Consider the following 19,990-nt stretch of genomic DNA (forward strand, 5'->3'; position numbering starts at 1 on the left):
AAAGGGGGCGGAAATCGCCCCCTTTTTCATGCCTTCATTTGGGCGGGCGCTGATCCCAGCCGATGATCGAGAAATCGTCCGGCCCGTATTGCGCTATCTCGCCATAGGCGCCGGTGCGCAATTTGAGATTGCGGCCAGTGGCGCGGGCCTGTTCCGCCAGCGATTGCGCGGCGAGCAGCGCGAAGCGCGCGGCGCCGTTGCTGGTCACCAGCAGCACATTGCCCGGCGTCAAATCCGCGAGGAAGGCGCGCCAGGCGGCGATGCGGCTGTCATGGTCGACGATCCAGCCATCGGGCGCCTCGGCCCTTTCGTCCCAGGCCGCAATGGCGTCGTGGCCGATGCGGGCGACAACATCGTCCTCGATCCCATTCTCATCGGGGCCATGGTCGATTTCCGCAAGAAAGTCGGCGATCTCGAGCCTGCAGGGCCGCGCACTGGCGCTCAGAATATGTTCGGCGGTCTGGCGTGTGCGGATCAGCGGGCCGGACAGGGCGCGATCGAACGCAATGGCTTCGCTGGCGAACCATGCGCCCAGTTTACGGCCCTGTTGGTGGCCGGATTCGACCAGGGGAATATCTGTGCGCACGCCAACCCGTCGAGCGGCTTCGCCGGGACCGAATGTATTGCCGTGCCGCGCAATGAACAGCCGCCGCATCAGGCGGGCGTCTCCAGCGCGCCGACATAGGGATCGCCCAGACGGGCGATCATCTGTTCGGCAAGGGCGGCGTCCTCCGGCGTGTCGATGCCGCTCATGGAAATACGCGGCGGCGCGATCTCCACGGTCTGCACCGGGATTTCGAGCGCGAAGAAACGGAGCTGTTCAAGGCCCTCCAGCGTTTCATAGAGCGATTCCGGGGCCGCTTCGAAACGCTCCAGCGCATTGAGGCTGTAGGCGTAGAGGCCGATATGGCGCAGCACCGGCGATACCGCCGTGCTCGCGCGATATTTGGCTTCGTCGCGGATCGCAGGCAGGATCGATTTGGAGAACCAGAGCGCGCGGTCGCCGGGGCCGCGAATGCAGGTGGTGCCGCTGAACGGCGCCGCCTTCTTGTGCTCGCGCAAAACGTCCAGATCTTCCCAGGACAAGGGAACCACTGGCGTCACGACGACATCGCCGCCCGCCCGTGCCGCTTCCATCATCTGGCAGACGACTTCCACGGGCACGAATGGCGCGTCGCCCTGAAGATTGACGACATGGCCCGGAGCCGATGCGCGCGAGCGGGCCGCAGCGAGGGCCCGACCCGTGCCCGAACTGATGTCGCTGGAAGTCATCACCGCTTGCGCGCCAAGGGCTTCGACATGGTCGACAATACGGTCATCGTCCGTGGCGACTACGACATCGACATCGTGAAGGCGCATTGCGGCCTGACGCGCCACGTCAATCACGCGGGAAACCAGGCTGTGCCCGGCAATTTCCATCAACGGCTTGCCGGGAAAACGCTTTGACCCGTAACGCGCGGGAATGACGATCAGATCGGTCATGGACTGGCTAATCTCGCGGAAAGAGGATCAGGCGACGCCCGCATGGAGCAGGTCGTGAATGTGGATCATGCCCACCAGCTTGCTGTCTCGCGCAACGAACAGAACATTGATCTTCTTCTCGTTCATCGCCTTGAGCGCATCCGACGCCAAAATGTCGGGACGGACCGTGACCGGATCCTTGCTCATATGCTGCATCACCGACTCATCGAGTTTGGCGGTGGCGACGCTGCGGCGCAGGTCGCCATCGGTGAAGGCGCCCAGCAACATACCGGCTTCGTCGATCACGGCAGCGGTGCCGTAGCGCTTGCGCGTCATTTCCAGCGTGACGTCCAGCAGGGTGGCATCGGCGCCGACGGTGGGCATTTCATCGCCCTTGCCCATGATTTCGCCGACCATCATCAACTGCGCGCCCAGCTTGCCGCCAGGGTGGAAGTTGCGGAAGTCAGCGGCCGAAAAACCGCGACGATCGATCAGGGCGACGGCAATAGCGTCGCCGATCGCGATCTGGACCGTGGTGGAACTGGTGGGTGCGAGCCGGTTGGGGCATGCCTCCACCACGCGAGGCATGGTGAGGCAGATGCCGGCCGCGCTGCCCAAGGCGCTGTCGCCATTGGAGGTAATGGCGATGAGAGGTACGCCGAAACGGCGGCAATAGGCGATGGTGTCGCGCAGTTCGGCGGTTTCGCCGGACCAGGACAGCGCCAGCACCACGTCGTTGGCGGTGATCATGCCAAGGTCGCCATGGCTGGCTTCGCTGGGATGCATGAACATGGTGGGCGTGCCGGTTGAAGCCAGCGTCGCGGCGATTTTTTTGCCCACATGGCCGCTCTTGCCCAGACCGGTGACGATGACGCGACCCTTGGCCTGCGCAATCTGCTCGATAGCGTCTTCAAACGCGATTCGCAGCTTGCCGTTGATCAGTGCATCGCGCAGTTCCGTGAGGCCCTCAGTCTCGATCTCAATCGTCCTGACGGCGGAGGCAATAGGCCCCTTTTCCGAGCAATCGGCCATGATATGGTTATCCCCAATAGCAAGTTGCATTAGTGTCTATTCCCTGCTGCGTCGGTGGACGGGGCGCAGTGACATGGGTCACACCCGTCCTTGACACGCCCCTATGTAGGCGCATTTTGCGCGAAATGGAAAGAACAAGTCGTTCGTTTCGCCGCACAACTCCATGGTGTCATGGGAAATTTGCCGTCATTAACCTGCAATATGCTGCATTGTAGCGAGATCGGCGGCGGCGGCGGCCGATTCGAACGAATGTCGTTTTTGAGGATTCCGTCGTCGATCAAATGCAGTTTCGGCGGCGGTTTTGAGGTGTGATCATGGCGGTTGCGGTGAAGATGGACAGGTTTTTTGTTGAAAAACCCTGGGGACGGACCGACGTCCCCGCCTCGTTCGCGCCGCCCGAAGGCCAGCGCATCGGGGAAATCTGGTATCAGACCGAAGCAGCGACGGAATTGCCCCTGCTGGTCAAATATATCTTCACCAGCGAGCGCCTGTCGATTCAGGTGCATCCCAATGACGCGCAGGCGCAGGCGTCGGGCCTGATGCGTGGGAAGCAGGAAGGCTGGTATATTCTCGACTGTGAACCGGATGCGCGCCTGGGCATCGGTTTTACGCGGCCCATTGGCGAGGATGAACTGGTCATGCGCGCGCAGGACGGCTCACTGGAAGAGGTGATCGACTGGAAGCCGATCAGGCCCGGGGATTTTTACTTCATCCCCGCAGGCACTGTCCATGCCATCGGGGCGGGCGTGACCCTGGTCGAGGTGCAGCAGAATGCGGACGTCACCTATCGCCTTTATGATTATGGCCGCCCGCGCGAGTTGCATCTGGACGCCGGCCGCGCCGTCAGTCGGCTCGCGCCCTATGAAGAAGCCCTGATCCAGGCGCCGATCGGATGTGAGGCCGAACTGGTCGAGAATGATGCGCTGCCATTCTGGCTCAAGCTCAGCCGTTACGAGGCGGGGGAGCCGATTGGCGTCGCGCGGGGTAACCGCAACTGGTTCATTCCCCTCCAAGGGCTCGGCGTGATTGACGGGGCCGATTGGGCGCCGGGTGATTGCTGGCTGGTCGGACCGGAAAGCGAAATCGTGGCGGCCGAGGCAGGCAGCGCGCTGATCGCCGGGGAATATTGAACCGGGAGTCGACCGGTTGCCTGGGCCGTTTTTCCTTTTCGCGGTGCTGGCGAAGGGCCATGGGCCTGCTAATATGATCGAAATGACCAGCAAATCGATTGCCGCTTCTCGCATTTTGGCGTTCCTTTCCCCTGGGGATGAACGACCATGACTCCAGCCGCGCGGATGCAGGCCGCGATTGACCTGCTCGACGCCATCATCGCGGCCGCGCGCGATGGCGGCCCGGCGGCGGACACGCTGATCGCCCGCTATTTCAAGGAACGGCGCTATGCGGGGGCGAAAGATCGGCGCGCGGTGCGCGATCATGTCTATGCGGCCATTCGACGCTCGGGGGATCGCCCCGATACCGGTCGTGCGGCGATGGTCGGATTGATGCAAGCCCGCCCCGAACTGGCGGCGCTGTTTGACGGTTCCACCCATGGCCCCGCGCCATTGGCGGCCGATGAGCCGGCTAGTCCGGCAGCGGCGATCCCCGGCTGGATCGCGCCATTGCTGGCGGACCCAGTGGAGGTCGATGCGCTGTTGGGCCGGGCGCCCGTCGATTTGCGGGTGAACCGGCTGAAGGCCGCGCCTGAAGAGATAGCGCCCTGTTTTCCTGAGGCCTGTCCGATCGCCGGACTGACCGACGCGCTGCGCCTGCCCGAGGGCGCGCCGGTGGAACAGAGCGACGCCTGGGCCAACGGGCTTGTGGAGGTGCAGGATGCGGGCAGCCAGCATATCGTCGCGGCCTGTGGCGCGCGGCCGGGTATGACCGTGGTCGACCTGTGCGCCGGGGCGGGCGGCAAGACGCTGGCGCTGGCCGCCGCCATGCGCGGGCAGGGGCGGTTGATCGCCGCCGATACCATTAGATCCCGGCTGCAAAGGCTGACGCCGCGCGCCGAACGGGCGGGGGCGCATTTCATCGAGACATTGCTGCTTGACGAAGGGCGGGAGGCGGACCGCCTGGCGCCGCTGGCCGGGCAGGCTGATATCGTGCTGGTCGATGCGCCCTGTTCAGGGACCGGAACATGGCGGCGCAATCCCGAGGCGCGCTGGCGTTTGACGCCGCAGCGGCTGGAACGGCTGGCGACGACGCAGGCCCGCATACTGGATTTCGCCGCGCCGCTGCTGGCGCCGGGCGGGCTGCTGGTCTATGCCACATGCGCGCTGACGGACAGGGAAGGGCGCGATCAGGTGACGGCATTTCTGGCCCGGCATGATGGCTGGCGAGACGTTGAACTGCCCTGCGCAGTGGGGCGCGCCCATGGCGGCGGGCGGTTGCTGACCCCCGCGCACGATGCGACCGACGGGTTTTTCTTTGCCGGCCTCACCGGTGACTGACATGCAGACCATGGACATTGCCCCGGAAAACCGCGACAAACGGCGTGCAAGGCTACTGGAGACACTCATGCGTTTTACCCCGGCATCGATCGCGCTGGCCGTTTTGCTGACCACTGTGTCCAGCGTGGGCCTGAGCCAGCGTCCCGATGCACAGATCGACCCGCGGTCCACCGAATGGATGCAGGCGGGCGCGGCGGCGGCGAAATCGGGCGATCTGGACGGTGCGACCGATGCCTATGAAAGCGCGCTGGCCATCGACCCGCGCAACCGTTCGGCCTATGTCGCTCTGGCTGGGGTGGCGCGGGCGCAGGGACTTCAGGGCAAGGCCATTCGCCTGTATCGCGACGCGCTGGCGCTTGATCCTACCGACATGAACGCGCTGGTGGGGCAGGGCGAGGCGATGGTGGAAAAGGGTGCAATCGCCAAGGCGAAGGAGGTGCTGGCGCAGGGAAAATCGGTGTGCGGCGTCAATTGCGCGCCGCTGGCCCAATTGTCCGCCGCCATCGAGAAGGGGCCGCCCGCCACCGTGCTGAGCGCCAAGGATGTGACCCCCGCGCCCAATGTGGTTCCGACCAAACAGCCATGATCAATTGGTGGCGGCGCCCTATTTGAAAAGGCTGCCCAATATGCCGCGCACCAGCTTTCCGGCGATGCCGCCGGAGGATGATTTGCGGCTCGATCCGCCAAACACCGCCTTGCCCAGTTCATTGGCGACCTGACGACCGACCGAAGAGGCCGCCGAACGAGTCGCGGACTGAACCGCCTTGTCAAAGACGCTGGGCCTCGCAGCTTCGCGCGCGGCGACGGCGTCGCGGCGGGCCTGCTCCTTCAATTCCTGCTCGCGCTGTTTCGCCTTTGCCTTGGCCTGCGTGGCGGCGGCCTTGTCCGCTTCGGCCTGGGCTTTGGCGGCCTGCGCGGCGGCAGCGGCGGCCTGCCCACGGGCGGCGAGGATTTCCTCGGCGGATTCCCGGTCGATCGCCTCGTCATATTTGCCCGCGACGGGCGAGATTGACTGAATGATCGCTCGTTCCTTGGCATCGACCGGACCAAGGCGGGATCGGGGCGGAGCGATCAGGGTGCGCTGGACGATGCCGGGCGACCCATCATCCTGCAAAAGCGACACCAGCGCCTCACCGACTTTGAGTTCGGTGATGGCGGTCGCGACATCGAGGTCGGGATTGATGCGGAAGGTTTCCGCCGCCGCCTTGATCGCCCGCTGATCGCGCGGGGTGAAGGCGCGCAAGGCGTGCTGAACGCGATTGCCAAGCTGCCCCGCCACATCTTCGGGAATGTCGATGGGGTTTTGCGTGACGAAATAGACGCCTACGCCCTTGGACCGGATCAGGCGGACGACCTGTTCGATCTTGTCCGCAAGCGCCTTGGGCGCGTCGTCGAACAGCAGATGGGCTTCATCGAAGAAGAAGACGAGCCTGGGTTTTTCGGGATCGCCGACTTCGGGCAGGGTTTCGAACAATTCGCTGAGCAGCCATAGGAGGAAGGTGGCGTAGAGCTTGGGGCTCTGCATCAGCTTGTCGGCGGCCAATATGTTGACATAGCCGCGCCCCTGATCGTCAAGCTTCAGGAAATCATGGATGTCGAGCGCCGGCTCGCCAAAGAAATGGGCGCCGCCCTGGCTGTCGAGTTGCAGCAACTGGCGCTGGATCGCGCCGACGCTGGCCTTGGTCACATTGCCATAGCGCGCCGAGAGGCTGTCGGCATTGTCCGCGCACCACGCCAGCATCGCCTGAAGATCGCCCAGATCGAGAAGCAGCAGCCCGTCCTCATCGGCCGCGCGGAAGGCGATGGTCAGGACGCCTTCCTGCGTTTCGTTGAGGCCCATCAGGCGCGCGAGCAGCAAGGGCCCCATTTCGCTGACGGTGGTGCGGATGGGGTGCCCCTGTTCACCGTAAAGATCCCAGAAAATAGCGGGACTGTCGGCGTAGCTATAATTTTCAATGCCGATTTCCCTCGCCCGCGAAACCAGCTTGTCGGCATTTTTGAAGGTCGGCGATCCGGCCATGGCGATGCCCGACAGGTCGCCCTTCACATCCGCCACGAACACCGGCACGCCGCGCGCGGAAAAACTTTCGGCAATGCCCTGGAGCGTCACCGTCTTGCCGGTGCCGGTGGCGCCCGCGATCAGGCCATGGCGGTTGGCGCGGCGCAGGTTCAGATATTGGGGGATGCCGCCATCCTTGTCTGGCGCGCCCAGGCCCAGAAAAATCCCGTCGCTCATCGTCATCATCCCCCGAAACGAAATGGGCCGCACCGGTCGAACCGGCCGCTCCCCTGATAGGAGGAAAGGCGCAGGTTCGACAAGCGCGGCCCTGATAATGCCGTCTGTAGTCCGCTTATTTGTCGCGCAGGCGCACCGGCAGATAGGCCGGTTGCGATCCGCGCCGCAGGATTTGCAGCAGGATGGCGGTGCGCCCCTGTGCCTCGACCTGCTTGACCGCCCGGTCCAGTTCCGCCTGGGTGGTGACCGGCTGGTTGTTGGCCGTCAGGATGACGTCGCCACGGCGCAGACCTTTGGCGCCTGCGTCGGTCGACGGGTCGACAGCCGCGATCACGATGCCGCGTGTATCGGCAGGGATGCCAAGCTGACGGATGATGGTGGGGGTCAGCGGCAGGGCGGAAATGCCAAGCGACTGTTTGGTCGCGTCGCCCGGATTCTGCTGCTGGAGGTTGTCGCCATCGTCGCCATCCTGTGTCTGGGCGAAGCTGTTCAGTTCATCTTCGGACGGGCGTTCGCCGACCGTAGCGTTGACGGTTATGCGCTTACCATTGCGGATGAGCACGATGGGCACAGAGCCGCCAATCGGCTGATTGGCCACGATGGACGACAGGTTTTCGTCTACGGTCACGTTGCGACCCGAAACGCTGACGATCACGTCGCCCGCCTTGATGCCGGCCTTGTCCGCGCCCTTGCCGGGTTCGACGCCCTGCACGAACTCGCCGCTATTCTTTGGCAGGCCCAGCGAGTCGGCCAGATCTTCGCCCAGCGGACTGATCTGAATGCCCAGATAGCCGCGCTTGACCGATTCGCCCTTGCGAAGGGTTTCGATGATCGGGGCGGCCTGTTCCGAAGGGATCGCGAAGCCGATGCCGACATTGCCGCCCGAAGGCGAGAGTATCTGGCTGTTGATGCCGATCACGTTGCCGCGCATGTCGAACATCGGGCCGCCGCTGTTCCCCTGGTTGATCGACGCGTCGGTCTGGATGAACTTGTCATAGGTGCCGCCGGTGCCGCGATGCAGGGCGGAAATGATCCCAGCGGTTACCGTGCCGGACAGGGCAAAGGGGTTGCCGATGGCGACGACCCAATCGCCCACGCGCGCCTTGGTGCTGTCGCCGAACTTGACGAAGGGCAGGGGCTTTTTCGCTGTGATCTTGAGCACCGCCAGGTCGGTTGCGGGGTCGCGACCGACCAGTTTCGCCTCATATTCCTCGCGGTTGGTCAACGTCACCGTGATCGAATCCACCGTCGCGCCCTGCGCGCCCGGCGCCACCACATGGTTGTTGGTGACGATGTAGCCGTCCGCCGAAATCAGGAAGCCCGAACCCAGCGACTGGGCCTGGCGCGTCTGTGGCTGGCCCTGTCCGAACAGGTCGCCAAAGGGCGTGCCTGCAAAGGGGTTTTGAACCTGCACTCGCTGCTTGGTCGAGATGTTGACCACCGCAGGCTGCAATTTTTCGACCATGTCGGCCAGGCTGACGGGCGCGCCGGCCGGGGCGGCGGCCTGCATCCCTTCATTCTGGGCGACCTGAGCGCCGACATTGGGGCTGGAGGTGACAGCGATGGCGGTGCCGCCGAGCAGAAGGGCTGCGGTAATGGCATATGCGTAACGCACTCGTGACGGTCCTCTCGTGCAAAAAATGGGGAGGCGAAGCTTTGGAATGAGCCTTTTTTGCCGCGCCTACCCTTAACCCTGATTGAATGGCGATGGTTCCGTAATGACCCTATTTGCCCTGGAACTGCTTCAGGAATTCATTGTCGCGCGACAGGACGAGGCTGGTCTGGCCCTCCCGTTCTGGCGCGAAGGTGAAGCGATAGGCCTGCATCGCGCGATAGAAATCGTAGAATTGCGGATCCTTGCCATAGCTTTCGGCATAAACGCGGGCGGCATTGGCGTCGGCCTCGGCGCGGATGATTTGCGCCTGTTTCGCGCCTTGTGCGCGGATCGTCAGCGCTTCCTGTTCGCGCGCCGTGCGCATCCGGGTGAAAGCGCTTTCCAGCGGAGCGCCATCGGGCAGGTCGGCGCGCTTGATCCGCACGTCGACGATCTCCGCGCCATATTGGCGGGCGACGCGGTTAAGCCCGGCCTCGATATTGTCCATAACCTGACCGCGTTCGGGCGAGAGCAGCGCGGCGAAGGGGCGCTTGCCCAGTTCGTTGCGCAGGGCCGAACCCAGGATGGGCCGCAGCGCGTCCGATACCCGATCCTCGCTGCCTGCGGTGATGTACATGCGGAGAGGATTGACGATGCGATAACGGGCAAATGCGTCCACCTGCAACCGCAACTGATCGGTCGACAGCACCTGCTGGCGCTCCATTTCCACCGACAGCACCCGTTTGTCGATCCAGACGATCTGGTCCACAAACGGCACGCGAGCAATGATGCCTGCGCCGGTGCGGCCGAAAGTCTCGTTCTTGCGATACTGGTTGAAGATATATTGCGGTTCGCCAAAGCGAACCACGACGCCCTGCTTGGTTTCCGGCACGATTGCGAGGGTGCTGCCAAGCAGGATCAGAAGACCCAGCGCGATCAAAGCGAGTGCGACGGGATTGCGGAACAGGCGCGCCATCATTTGCCCTCCCCTTCGCTGGCGCTGGCCTGCGCGCGCTTCTTGAGTTCAGGCAACGGCAGATAGGGCGTGACGCCGCCGGTTTCGACTATCGTCTTGTCCACGTTCGACAGCACGCCTTCCATGGTTTCATAATACATGCGCTGCCGCGTCACGTCGGGCGCCAGCCGATATTGCTCATACACCTTGTCAAAGGCGGCGGCCTCGCCCTGAGCCTTGGCGGTGACCTGCTGCGCGGCGGCGCGGGCTTCGTTGAGGTAGGTCTGGGCCGTCTGTTGGGCTGCGGACACGGCCTTGAACGCATCGTTCACGGCGACCGGCGGGTCGGCCTGCTTGATGGCGACGCCCTGAACCCGGATGCCTGAGCGATAGCCATCGAGGATTTCCTGCATCCGCAGTTCGACCTGCTGTTCGATGCCGGTGCGGCCCGCGCCCAGCGCATCGTCCAGGCTGACGCTGGCGACGACCGAACGCATGGCGCTTTCGGCGACTTCGCGCACGGCGCTATCCGGATCGGAGAGCTGGAACATGTAGAGTTCCGGGTTGCGGATGTTCCAGCGCACCGAATAGGCCAGGTCGATGATGTTCTGATCGCCGGTCAGCACAAGATTCTCGCTCTCCGCGCTGGTCGAGCCAACGTCGATGGTGCGAATTTCCTCCACGTCGATGGTTGTCACGCTCTCCAACGGGGCGGGCAGAGTCAGACTGATGCCCGGTGTAAGGGTGCGGCTATATTTGCCCAGAAAGGTGACGACGCCGCGTTCCTGCGGGCCGACGCGATGGAAACAGGTGAGCAGCAGCCAAAGGATGAGCACCAAAGCGACCGCGATCGGCCACAATGTCTTGCCCGGCCGTTGGGGCAGGCCGCCAAAACCGCCGCCGCCCCCCTGGCCAAAGCTCTCGCGCCCACGGCGCAGCAATTCCTCGATCGCGGAGGGGCCGCGCTGGCCCTGTTGCGGCTTGCCGGGCTGGGTCCACGGGTTGCGGGGGCCGCTGTCGCCGCGACCGCCTTCACCCTTGCCGTCCTTGTCCGGCTCCCCATTTTTGCCTCCGCCGCCCCAGGGGCCTTGCGTCATGGCGCTCACGATGCCGGGCATCCACCCGAATATTCTGCTCATGCCGACTGTATAGGAAGGGGCGCAGCCGAAAAACAGTGCCCATCGCAGGATTATTGACTAAAGGCGCGGCCATGACCGATCTGAAAGCCCTTGCGCAACAATTGGCAACAATCTCCGGCGGCCGGGCAAGCCCGCCGCGCCTGAAGGAGGGCGTCATCACGCTGGCGCTGGACGTCAGCGGCCTTGACCCTGCCGCGCGCGATGCCATGGCCGCTGATGTGCGGTCGACGGCGCTGGCTGCGCCGGGGGTGAGCGACGCGCGCGTGGCGCTGACCGCCGAGCGCAGGGGCGTGCGGATCGTCGCCGTGGGATCGGGCAAGGGCGGGGTCGGCAAGTCGACCGTTTCGGCGAACCTGGCTGTGGCGCTCAAAAAACTGGGCCATCATGTCGGGCTGGTCGATGCCGATATCCACGGCCCCTCGCAGGCGCGGCTAATGGCGAGCGAGGGGCAACGGCCCGCCGCGCGCGACAGTCGCATGATCCCGATCATCGGGGCGCAGGGCGTGCCGATGCTGTCGATGGCGCATCTGGTGCCCGATGGTCAGGCCATCGCCTGGCGCGGGCCGATGGTCGGCAATGCGCTGGGCCAGTTGCTCGACGCCCGCTGGGCGGAGGCGGGGGTCGACCTGCTGATCGTCGACCTGCCGCCGGGCACGGGCGATATTCAGCTTTCAATGCTGCAAAAGCACAAACCCATGGGCGCTGTGATCGTGTCGACGCCGCAGGATCTGGCGCTGATCGATGCCACTCGCGCGGTAAGCCTGTTCGAACAGGCGCATGTGCCGATGCTGGGGCTGGTCGAGAATATGGCGGGTTATGCCTGCCCCCATTGCGGCGAAGTTTCCGATCCCTTCGGGCAGGGCGGCGCGGAGGCGGCGGCCGGACGGATGGGGATGCCCTTTCTGGGCCGCATTCCGCTGGCCATGGCGATCCGCCAGGCGTCGGACGCAGGGACGCCTCCGGCGGCGGGCGACGATGCGGTGGCCGAACCGTTCATGGCCATCGCGCGCGCCTTGTCGGAACGACTGGCGGGGTAAGCGCGGCGGTCAGCGTTCGTTGAGGCGCGGCATCAGTTCGACGAAATTGCAAGGGCGGTGGCGGCTGTCGAGCTGGGCCGCCAAAATGCCGTCCCACGCATCCTTGACCGCGCCGGTCGAACCGGGCAGGGCGAAGATATAGGTGCCGCGCGCAACGCAGGCGGTTGCTCGGGACTGGATGGTCGACGTGCCGATGCTCTGATAGCTCAGCCAGCGGAACAACTCGCCAAAGCCGGGAATTTCCTTGTCCTGCACCTGATGCAGCGCTTCGGGGGTGACGTCGCGGCCAGTGACGCCGGTGCCGCCGGTAGTGATGATGCAGTCGATATCCGGGTCGTCGATCCAGGCATGGAGGTGCGAAACGATGGCGGATTTGTCATCCCGTTCCAGATAGCGGGCGGCGAGTATATGACCCGCCGCCTCGATCCGCTGGACCAATGTGTCGCCGGACTTGTCCTGCGCGAGAGAGCGGCTGTCGGAAACGGTCAGCACGGCGATGCGAACCGGCTTGAACGGGAGGTTTTCGTCAATCGGCATGACGTCCCCTGTCAGTCCGTGCCGCCGGAAAAGCCGCCGCTGGCGTCGTTGCGCGTCAGTCGGACCAGCTTCATGCCCTTCGCCGTCGGAAACATTGGCCACATGCCCTGCGCCATGCCGGTCAGCGCCTCTGCGCTGCCCTTTGCCTGGATTTCATACATCCAGAAATTGCGCATGACGATGTTCACATAAGCGCGGGTTTCATAATAGGGCAGGGATTCGATGAAGAGCAGCGGATCGCCGCCGTCCCTCACTTCAACATTCCAGCGTTCGACCGGCGCCGGCCCCGCATTATACGCGGCCATCACCTTGGGCAGCAGGCCGCGGGTCGCCCCCATGTCGCGCAGGGCCTCCAGATAACGCTGGCCAAATTCCATATTGGTTGACGGCACGAACAACTGGTCGGCCGAGGTCAGACCCATGTCGCCGCCCGTGCCCGGCAGCACCTGCATAAGCCCGCGGGCGCCGGCGGCCGAAACAGCATTGGCGCGGAAGCCCGATTCCTGAAGCGTATGGGCGTAGATCAGCGCAGGATCGACGCGCCAGCCGCCATCGGGTCGCCAGTTGCTGGGCGCGGGGAAGCGCGCGAAGCTGTCGGGCTGCTTGCCGGCCGGTCCATTATGGGCGAGCCACAACTGGGTTTCGGGCAGGTTGAGCGCGTTGGCGAGTTTCAGCAGCGCGTCATACTGGCCGCCGCCGCCCAGTTTCGCCTGATGGCGGAGAAGTTCGTCGGCCTTGCCATTTTCACCGATGGCGGCGAGCGCAATCGCCGCGCGGGCGTTCGGACTGGCCTTGATGGATTGCCATTCGGTGCTGCCAAAGCTGGTGGGGACAGTTGATGCGGCGGGCATGCCGAGCGTTTCGCGCGCCAGCATGCCATAGAACGTGTCTTCCGCGCGGGCCGACAGGCGAAGCAGGCTTTCCACCTTCTCGGGCTGGCCGCACATCATATAGGCGCGCGAAGCCCAATAGGCGCCAGCGGCGCGCATGTCGTCATTTTGCCCCAGAGCGGCGACGGCGGCGAAGGCGGGCGCGGCGGCGACGCAATCCTTCTGTCGCCAGGCGGCAAGGCCGGTCGTCCAATGCGCCTGCGCGGCCCATTCGCCCCCGGCGCGCAGTTCGAGCGCGCGGGCGGCCATGCGGCGGGCGGCGGCATCGTCATTTTCGATATAATAGGACCATGCGATGCGCTGGCGCACCTCGGTCATTCCTTCCGGCGTCAGTCCGGCTTCCTGATCGGCCAGCAGCGCTTCGGCCCCGGCGGGATTGTCATCCTTGATGAAGGGCAGAATCTTCGCAACCAGCGCCTGCGCCAGCGCATCACTCCTGACCGGGGTCAGATAAGTCCGGCGCGGGGCGGCGCCCAGCCAGACCATCTTCTGCACCTGCGGCAGCGCCGGGAGCATGGTTGCCCCGCGCTTTTCGGCGAGGCGCGAAAGCTGGTCGGCGCGCGGCAGCCAGGGCGCCTTGTTGACGATGGCGAGCAGGTCGAACAGCTCAACCTTGGGCGATCCCTTGGCCAGATAGAGTTCGGAAAGGACGACAGGACGCATGGCGTCGCCTTCGTCGAGCGACTGGATCAGGGACTTTGCCTCATCCCAACGCTGGCCGCGCAAAGCGGCGAAGATCGCGCCATAACGGGCGCGGTCGTTCGCGCCGATGGACAGCGGACCGCTCGATTCGCTGGTGGGGACCGCCATATTTGCCGTTTCGGCCTGTGCTGCGGGCGTCGCCAGGGCCAAGGGCAGGGCGGCGCAGAGCAGGCTCATTCGGGCGGCAAGGGTCACGATGGCATGTCCTCGATCAGAATTTGCAGCAATCGCCAGCATTCGGCCTTTGCCGCCGGCTGCTGCAACAGCAGGCGCGGATGAAATGTGGCGACGGCGGGCACATTGCCGCCACCATGGTTAAAGTCGCGTAAATCATTGCCGCCGTCATCGGGCAGCAGCGCGCGGGCGGTGCGGTCGCCCAGAACCAGCAGGCGACGGGGGCGGACCAGGGCGATATAGGCGCGCATCCGCTCGGCGAGCAGGACGCCGTCCGGTTCGGTAATGATGCCGCCCGGTGGCCTGGCCAGCGCCAGCGACGCGGTATGGACGCTGGCGCGGTCGATACCCATGGCGCGCAGGATGGCGTCGAGCAACGCGCCGGCTCCTCCCGAAAAGAGCGCGCCAGATTTCATGTCAGCTTCTTCGGGCAGGTCGGTCACGATCATCAACGGCGCATCGACCGGGCCGGCGGGCAAAACAGGCGGCCCGTTCCAGTTCCCCTCCGGCTGAACGGGGCTGTCGGCCAGCCAGACGCGAAAAGATTTTATATCGGCAGGCCGCTGAGGAATTTGGATGGCGGGACGCGGCAGGGCTGCGACTGTATCGCGCAGAGGCGACGGACGCAGCCAGTTGACCGGCGCATCGCCCACCGCGCTGTCGACGCCCGCCAGCGCCCACCACGCCAAATAGGCGTCGGCGGCAGCCGCTCCGTCCATTGCCAATGATGATCCCCGCATTGCACATGATTAGGGTCAGAGGTTGACGAGGTGGTCAAGATTCTTCATCGCCGGATATGACAGACTGTTTGGATGATGCGGCGATCGGATGAGTGGAGAAGCACCCGCCGGTCGGCATGATGGAGGAAGCATGAGCGAGCGGGAATCGATGCCCTATGACATCGTCATCGTCGGTGGGGGACCGGCGGGGCTTTCGGCGGCGATCAGGTTGAAGCAACTGGCCAATGACGCCGGGCAGGAACTGGCTGTCTGCTTGCTGGAAAAGGGATCCGAAATCGGCGCCCATATCCTGTCGGGCGCGGTGGTCGATCCCAGGGCGCTGGACGAATTGCTGCCGGAATGGCGCGATATGGGCTGCCCCATGGCGGAAACGCCGGTGACCGACAACCAGCACTGGTTCCTCACCAAGACCGGCAAGATGGCGATGCCGCACATCCTGACCCCCGGATGGATGCACAACAAGGGCACCTATACCGGGTCGCTGGGCAATTTGTGCCGCTGGCTGGCCGAACAGGCCGAGGGGCTGGGCGTGGAGATCTTCCCGGGCTTCGCCGCCGCCGAAATCCTCTATCATGAGGATGGCAGCGTGAAGGGCGTCGCCACCGGCGACATGGGCATCGACCGCGAAGGCAATCGCAAGCCCGATTATCAGCCGGGTCTGGAACTGCACGCCAAATATACCTTCTTTGCCGAAGGCGCGCGCGGTCACCTGACCAAGATGTTGAAGCGCCAGTTCGCCCTGGACGCCGACAGCGAGCCGCAGGTTTACGGCATCGGCATGAAGGAATTGTGGGACATCGACCCCGAAAAGCATCAGCCGGGCCTTGTCATCCACTCGCAGGGTTGGCCGCTAACTGACGCATATGGCGGTGGTTTTCTCTATCATCAGGCCAATGGCCAGGTCGCGTTGGGCTTTGTCGTCGGCCTTGGCTATCGCAACCCGCATCTCTATCCTTTCGAGGAGTTTCAGCGCTGGAAGCAGCACCCGGAAATCCGCAAGTTCCTGGAAGGCGGTCGCCGTGTCTCCTATGGCGCGCGCGCGATCAACGAAGGCGGCTGGCAGTCGATTCCCAAGCTGGTCTTCCCCGGCGGCGCGTTGATCGGCTGTTCGGCTGGTTTCGTAAACGTGCCGCGGATCAAGGGCACGCATACGGCCATGAAGTCGGGCATGCTGGCCGCCGAAGCCGCGTTCGAATCGATCCAGAACGAAGGCGCGCGCGACGTGCTGCACGATTATGAGGATCGCCTCCGGTCGAGCTGGATCGCGGACGAACTGAAGCTGGTGAAAAATGCCGAGCCGCTGCTGTCGAAGTTCGGCGGCACCATCGGCACGCTGCTGGCCGGCATCGACATGTGGATGCGCACGCTGAAAATCGGCTTGCCCTTCACGATGAAGCACAAGCCCGACAATGAGAAAATCTGGCGCAAGGACGCCTGCGCGAAGATCGACTATCCCAAGCCCGATGGGGCCATCAGCTTCGACCGCCTCTCATCGGTGTTCCTGTCGAACACCAACCATGAGGAGGATCAGCCGGTTCACCTGCAACTGAAGGATCCGTCGATCCCGATCAGCTATAACCTGCCGCTCTATGACGAACCGGCGCAGCGTTACTGTCCGGCGGGCGTTTATGAAGTGGTAGGGCTGGATGAGGGCAATCCCCGGTTCCAGATCAACGCGCAGAATTGCGTCCACTGCAAGACCTGTGACATCAAGGATCCGACCCAGAATATCAACTGGGTCGTGCCTGAAGGCGGCGGAGGCCCGAACTATCCGAACATGTAAGCGTCTTGTCCTGCTGGTCGGGCTGTGGATCGTGGCGACGCCATCCTGGACGATGGCGTCGGTCCCCTCGGCCGCTGCGCCCGCTCTCCACGATTATGCGCGGGCCCGGCTGGCGGATGGCGATGGCGCGCTGGCGCTGGCCGCCGAAGGGTATAAAGCGGCGCTGATCCGCGATCCCGGCAGCGTCGATGTCGCGCGGCGGGCCTATTATCAGGCGATTGAAAGCGGCGACATGACGCTGGCGCTGCGATCGGCGCGGCTGCTGGAAATGGTCGGCCTATTGCCGCGCGATGGCGTATTGCTGTTGATCGGCGATGCGCTGGCGCGAAGCGATTGGTCCAGCGCGCGACAGTGGACCGATCGCCTGGTCGAACAGGGCAATTTCGCCTTCATGGCGCCCATGATCCGGGGGTGGCTCCTTTTGGGCGAAGGCGGCGGCTATGCCCCGCCGGTGCTGGACCCGGCCGATCGCATGGCGCCGCTCGCCAGCCGCTTCATCGCCGAACAACTGGCCATGCAATGGCTGGCGCAGGGCCAAGTGACCAACGCCCGGCCCGATATGGTGCGGGCGCAAACCGGTCGGCCCGAGGATATGCCCATCATGCGGCTGACCTTTGCCGGCGCGCTCGCGCGGACCGACCGGGCCGCCGCCCTGGCCATGCTCCCCATCAACGGCGCCATTTATGCGCGGGCGCGAACGGACATCGAAGCGGGGCGGGTGCGTGGCCAGGTCGCTATCAGCCCGGCCCAGGGGTTCGCGCGCCTGCTGGCCCGGCTGGCCGACGATATTGGCGGCGAACCGGGCACATTGGAACTGGCCGTCAGGCTGGCCCGGATAGCGAGCTTTGCCGACCCGGTCGGCGCAGGCGCCCATATCATCGCGGCGCGTTTGCTGACCCGCGTCGGGCTGGGCGAGTACGCCGTCGCCGAATTGGCGAAAGTTCCGGAATCAAGCTGGTTTCGTACTCTGGCGGACATCGAGCTGGTCGATGCGCTGGCCGCACAGGGTGACGATGCCGAGGCGCTGGCGCTGGCCCGCCGACTGGCCGCGATGCCTGATGCGGAAGGGGAACGGCAGGTGCGGCTCGGCCGGCTGCTCGCCAAGGCCGGGGATTTCTATGGGGCGGCTTCGGCCTTTCGGGCAGCGCAGGCCTCCTATGCGCCCGGCGATCCGCCCTGGCCGCTGCTGCTCTATGAAGGCAGCGCGCTGGAGCAGGCGGGGCATTGGCCCGAAGCGCGCGCCGTTTTGCAACGCGCGGTGCGGATCGCGCCGGGCGAGCCGATAGTGCTCAACTATCTGGGTTATGCGCAGGTCGAGCGGCGTGAGAATGTGGAGGTGGCGCTCGCGATGCTGCAAAAGGCGAGCCGGCTGAAGCCTGATGATCCGTCAATCACCGACTCATTCGGCTGGGCGCGTTTCGTGTCGGGCGATGTCGAGGGCGCCGTGCCGGTGCTGGAGCGGGCGGCGGCGGGCGCGCCGCAGGATGTGACGGTCAACGAGCATCTGGGCGACGCGCTATGGGCGGCCGGGCGTCGCTATGAGGCGCGCTATGCATGGGAAGCGGCCGCCTTTTTCGCGGACGGCAAGGTGGCCGACCGGCTGGAGGCCAAGAAGCGTGAGGGGTTCAAACCCGAATATGCCGCACCATGACGTCATGGTGGAAGCCGCGGCCATGCCAATGACCGAAACCGCCTATGCCAAAATCAACCTGGCCCTGCATGTGCGGGCGCGGCGTGATGATGGCTATCATGCGCTGGAGAGCATATTCGCCTTTGCGGAAGATGGCGATGAACTGTCGGCGCAACCGCGCGACGATGGCGCGATCACGTTGTTGATCGACGGGCCATTCGCCGCCGGTTTGGACGTGGGCGGCGACAATCTGGTCATGCGGGCCGCCCGCGCGCTCGATGCGTATTTGGGGGGAGGGCATGGCGCTGCGCTGCGCCTGACCAAGAACCTGCCCGTGGCTTCGGGCATTGGCGGAGGATCGGCGGATGCGGCGGCGACGCTGCGTCTGCTGTGCCGTTTATGGGGCGTCACGCCATCGGCGGAGGCACTCTCGGCGATTGCGCTGTCGCTCGGTTCCGATGTGCCGGCCTGCCTCGCCAGCCGCACATCGTTTGTCGGCGGAAGGGGCGAGGAAATCGCCGACATTCACATCGCCGGACTGGATGGCGCGCCGCTGTTGCTGGTCAATCCCGGCATAGCCCTGTCGACCGGACCGGTTTTTGCCGGTTGGGATCGTGAAGATCGCGGCGGGCTGCTGGCGGATAGCATAGAATCGCTTGTCAGTTCTGGCCGCAATGATCTGGAATCGTCGGCTTTATCTCTTGCACCAGTCATCGCTGACGTCATCGCGTCGCTCCGGCGGCAGCATGGCGTCCTGCTGGCGCGCATGTCCGGATCGGGCGCTACCTGCTTTGCATTGTTCCATACCGCCTGTGATCGGGACGCCGCCGCCGCCCTCATAGCGGCCGATCATCCCGGTTGGTGGACCATGACGTCACGGATCAGGAGCCTATGAGCGAAGCCTTCACCATCATTCGCGGCGGGGAGGCGGACCTGCTCATTGTCTGCGACCATGCCAGCGCCTGTGTCCCGACGGATATTGATCTGGGGATCGACGCTGCATTGCTGGAGCAGCATATCGCGGTGGACATAGGCGTCGCCCAGGTTGCCCCGATGATTGCGCAGGCTTTGGGCTGCACCGCCATATTGGGCGGCGTTTCCCGGCTGGTGATCGACCTCAACCGCGAGGTTGGCGACTCCGGGCTTATCCCCGTGATGAGCGACGGCCACGTCATTCCCGGCAACCGCAGCGCTGATCCCGCCCAAAGGCTGATGCGCTTTCATCACCCCTATCATCGCAAGATAGCCGAACTGCTCGACGGCATGACGTCGCCCTTCATCTTCTCGCTGCACAGTTTTACACCGCGACTTGCGACCCGACCGGAAGAGGCGCGGCCCTGGGACATCGGCGTCCTTTACAATCAGGATGATCGCGGCGCGCGGATCGCCATTCCGCTGCTGGAGGCGGCGGGGCTCAATGTCGGGGACCAGTTGCCTTATTCGGGAACATCATTGAACGCGACGATGGACCGCCACGCCGAAGCGAATGGCATTCCCTATCTGGGCGTAGAGATGCGGCAGGATCTGGTCGCGGACGCGGCCGGGCAGGCGCGCTTTGCCCGAATATTGGGATCGGTCCTGCATGAGTGCCGGCTGCGGCTGGGCTGATCCTTTCCGGTTCGACAAAAGA

Annotated in this window: 19 protein-coding genes; 9 read left to right on the forward strand and 10 right to left on the reverse strand. The window is 64.6% G+C overall.

From position 1 onward, the window contains the following. Nucleotides 1-34 precede the first annotated feature (34 nt). Genes GGR44_RS00840 through GGR44_RS00850 form a run of 3 tightly spaced genes read right to left on the reverse strand, consistent with a single transcriptional unit; the run spans nt 35 to nt 2,493 of the window. Nucleotides 35-655, reverse strand: coding sequence for a histidine phosphatase family protein (locus tag GGR44_RS00840; RefSeq protein WP_183953552.1), 621 nt, complete (start codon nt 653-655; stop codon nt 35-37). Continuing rightward, entirely contained in the window at nt 655-1,482 is an 828-nt protein-coding gene (gene kdsB, locus GGR44_RS00845; RefSeq protein ID WP_183953553.1) for a 3-deoxy-manno-octulosonate cytidylyltransferase, read from the reverse strand. Before kdsB ends, GGR44_RS00840 begins: the two co-directional genes overlap by 1 nt. Before the next feature lie 27 nt (nt 1,483-1,509). After that, complete coding sequence (locus GGR44_RS00850; protein WP_183953554.1) at nt 1,510-2,493, reverse strand: KpsF/GutQ family sugar-phosphate isomerase; 984 nt, start codon at nt 2,491-2,493, stop codon at nt 1,510-1,512. A gap of 90 nt (nt 2,494-2,583) precedes the next feature. On the opposite strand from GGR44_RS00850, the gene GGR44_RS00855 reads away from it, so the two are divergent. From GGR44_RS00855 to GGR44_RS00870, 4 genes are all read left to right on the forward strand, one after another. Beyond that, nucleotides 2,584-2,805 (forward strand): hypothetical protein, encoded by a 222-nt coding sequence (locus GGR44_RS00855; protein ID WP_183953555.1) that lies wholly within the window; start codon nt 2,584-2,586, stop codon nt 2,803-2,805. A 20-nt stretch (nt 2,806-2,825) separates the two neighbouring features. Then, entirely contained in the window at nt 2,826-3,623 is a 798-nt protein-coding gene (locus GGR44_RS00860; protein WP_183953556.1) for a class I mannose-6-phosphate isomerase, read from the forward strand. A 147-nt stretch (nt 3,624-3,770) separates the two neighbouring features. Next, nucleotides 3,771-4,943 carry an RsmB/NOP family class I SAM-dependent RNA methyltransferase gene (locus GGR44_RS00865; RefSeq protein ID WP_183953557.1) on the forward strand — a complete coding sequence of 391 codons (1,173 nt, stop codon included), beginning with the start codon at nt 3,771-3,773 and terminating at the stop codon, nt 4,941-4,943. Nucleotides 4,944-5,010: 67 nt separating this feature from the next. Further along, entirely contained in the window at nt 5,011-5,529 is a 519-nt protein-coding gene (locus GGR44_RS00870; RefSeq protein ID WP_183954188.1) for a tetratricopeptide repeat protein, read from the forward strand. An 18-nt stretch (nt 5,530-5,547) separates the two neighbouring features. Here GGR44_RS00870 and GGR44_RS00875 read toward each other — a convergent pair whose 3' ends face one another. From GGR44_RS00875 to hflK, 4 genes are all read right to left on the reverse strand, one after another. Further along, nucleotides 5,548-7,179, reverse strand: a complete 1,632-nt coding sequence (locus GGR44_RS00875; RefSeq protein ID WP_183953558.1) for a helicase HerA-like domain-containing protein — start codon at nt 7,177-7,179, stop codon at nt 5,548-5,550. Nucleotides 7,180-7,294: 115 nt separating this feature from the next. Then, nucleotides 7,295-8,794 carry a Do family serine endopeptidase gene (locus tag GGR44_RS00880; protein WP_183953559.1) on the reverse strand — a complete coding sequence of 500 codons (1,500 nt, stop codon included), beginning with the start codon at nt 8,792-8,794 and terminating at the stop codon, nt 7,295-7,297. A 109-nt stretch (nt 8,795-8,903) separates the two neighbouring features. Next, the gene (hflC, locus tag GGR44_RS00885; RefSeq protein WP_183954189.1) at nt 8,904-9,749 is read right to left on the reverse strand and encodes a protease modulator HflC; all 846 of its coding nucleotides are present in this window, start codon (nt 9,747-9,749) and stop codon (nt 8,904-8,906) included. Then, on the reverse strand, nt 9,749-10,867 hold the full coding sequence (hflK, locus tag GGR44_RS00890; protein ID WP_183953560.1) for an FtsH protease activity modulator HflK: 1,119 nt from the start codon (nt 10,865-10,867) through the stop codon (nt 9,749-9,751). The genes hflC and hflK overlap by 1 nt, the downstream gene beginning before the upstream one ends. 71 nt (nt 10,868-10,938) lie before the next feature. Between hflK and GGR44_RS00895 the strand changes: the two genes are divergently transcribed. Beyond that, complete coding sequence (locus tag GGR44_RS00895; RefSeq protein WP_183953561.1) at nt 10,939-11,904, forward strand: Mrp/NBP35 family ATP-binding protein; 966 nt, start codon at nt 10,939-10,941, stop codon at nt 11,902-11,904. 9 nt (nt 11,905-11,913) lie between these two features. Here the strand turns inward: GGR44_RS00895 and moaB are convergent, their stop codons facing one another. From moaB to GGR44_RS00910, 3 genes are read right to left on the reverse strand one after another with little or no spacing between them, the layout of a single operon-like run. After that, the gene (moaB, locus tag GGR44_RS00900; RefSeq protein ID WP_183953562.1) at nt 11,914-12,441 is read right to left on the reverse strand and encodes a molybdenum cofactor biosynthesis protein B; all 528 of its coding nucleotides are present in this window, start codon (nt 12,439-12,441) and stop codon (nt 11,914-11,916) included. 11 nt (nt 12,442-12,452) lie between these two features. Next, on the reverse strand, nt 12,453-14,231 hold the full coding sequence (locus tag GGR44_RS00905) for a transglycosylase SLT domain-containing protein (RefSeq protein ID WP_183954190.1): 1,779 nt from the start codon (nt 14,229-14,231) through the stop codon (nt 12,453-12,455). After that, on the reverse strand, nt 14,225-14,926 hold the full coding sequence (locus GGR44_RS00910) for a uracil-DNA glycosylase family protein (RefSeq protein WP_246344260.1): 702 nt from the start codon (nt 14,924-14,926) through the stop codon (nt 14,225-14,227). The genes GGR44_RS00905 and GGR44_RS00910 overlap by 7 nt, the downstream gene beginning before the upstream one ends. A 151-nt stretch (nt 14,927-15,077) precedes the next feature. Here GGR44_RS00910 and GGR44_RS00915 point away from each other — a divergent pair, with 151 nt between their 5' ends. Genes GGR44_RS00915 through GGR44_RS00930 form a run of 4 tightly spaced genes read left to right on the forward strand, consistent with a single transcriptional unit; the run spans nt 15,078 to nt 19,968 of the window. Next, on the forward strand, nt 15,078-16,730 hold the full coding sequence (locus GGR44_RS00915) for an electron transfer flavoprotein-ubiquinone oxidoreductase (RefSeq protein ID WP_183953564.1): 1,653 nt from the start codon (nt 15,078-15,080) through the stop codon (nt 16,728-16,730). Between the two features lie 52 nt (nt 16,731-16,782). Beyond that, nucleotides 16,783-18,381: a tetratricopeptide repeat protein gene (locus tag GGR44_RS00920; protein WP_183954191.1), complete on the forward strand. Its 1,599-nt coding sequence runs from the start codon at nt 16,783-16,785 to the stop codon at nt 18,379-18,381. Continuing rightward, nucleotides 18,368-19,255, forward strand: a complete 888-nt coding sequence (locus GGR44_RS00925; RefSeq protein WP_183953565.1) for a 4-(cytidine 5'-diphospho)-2-C-methyl-D-erythritol kinase — start codon at nt 18,368-18,370, stop codon at nt 19,253-19,255. Before GGR44_RS00920 ends, GGR44_RS00925 begins: the two co-directional genes overlap by 14 nt. Next, nucleotides 19,252-19,968, forward strand: coding sequence for an N-formylglutamate amidohydrolase (locus GGR44_RS00930; protein ID WP_183953566.1), 717 nt, complete (start codon nt 19,252-19,254; stop codon nt 19,966-19,968). The genes GGR44_RS00925 and GGR44_RS00930 overlap by 4 nt, the downstream gene beginning before the upstream one ends. Nucleotides 19,969-19,990: the final 22 nt, after the last annotated feature.

Origin of the sequence: Sphingobium fontiphilum (assembly GCF_014196635.1) — a bacterium.
GTDB lineage: Bacteria > Pseudomonadota > Alphaproteobacteria > Sphingomonadales > Sphingomonadaceae > Sphingobium > Sphingobium fontiphilum.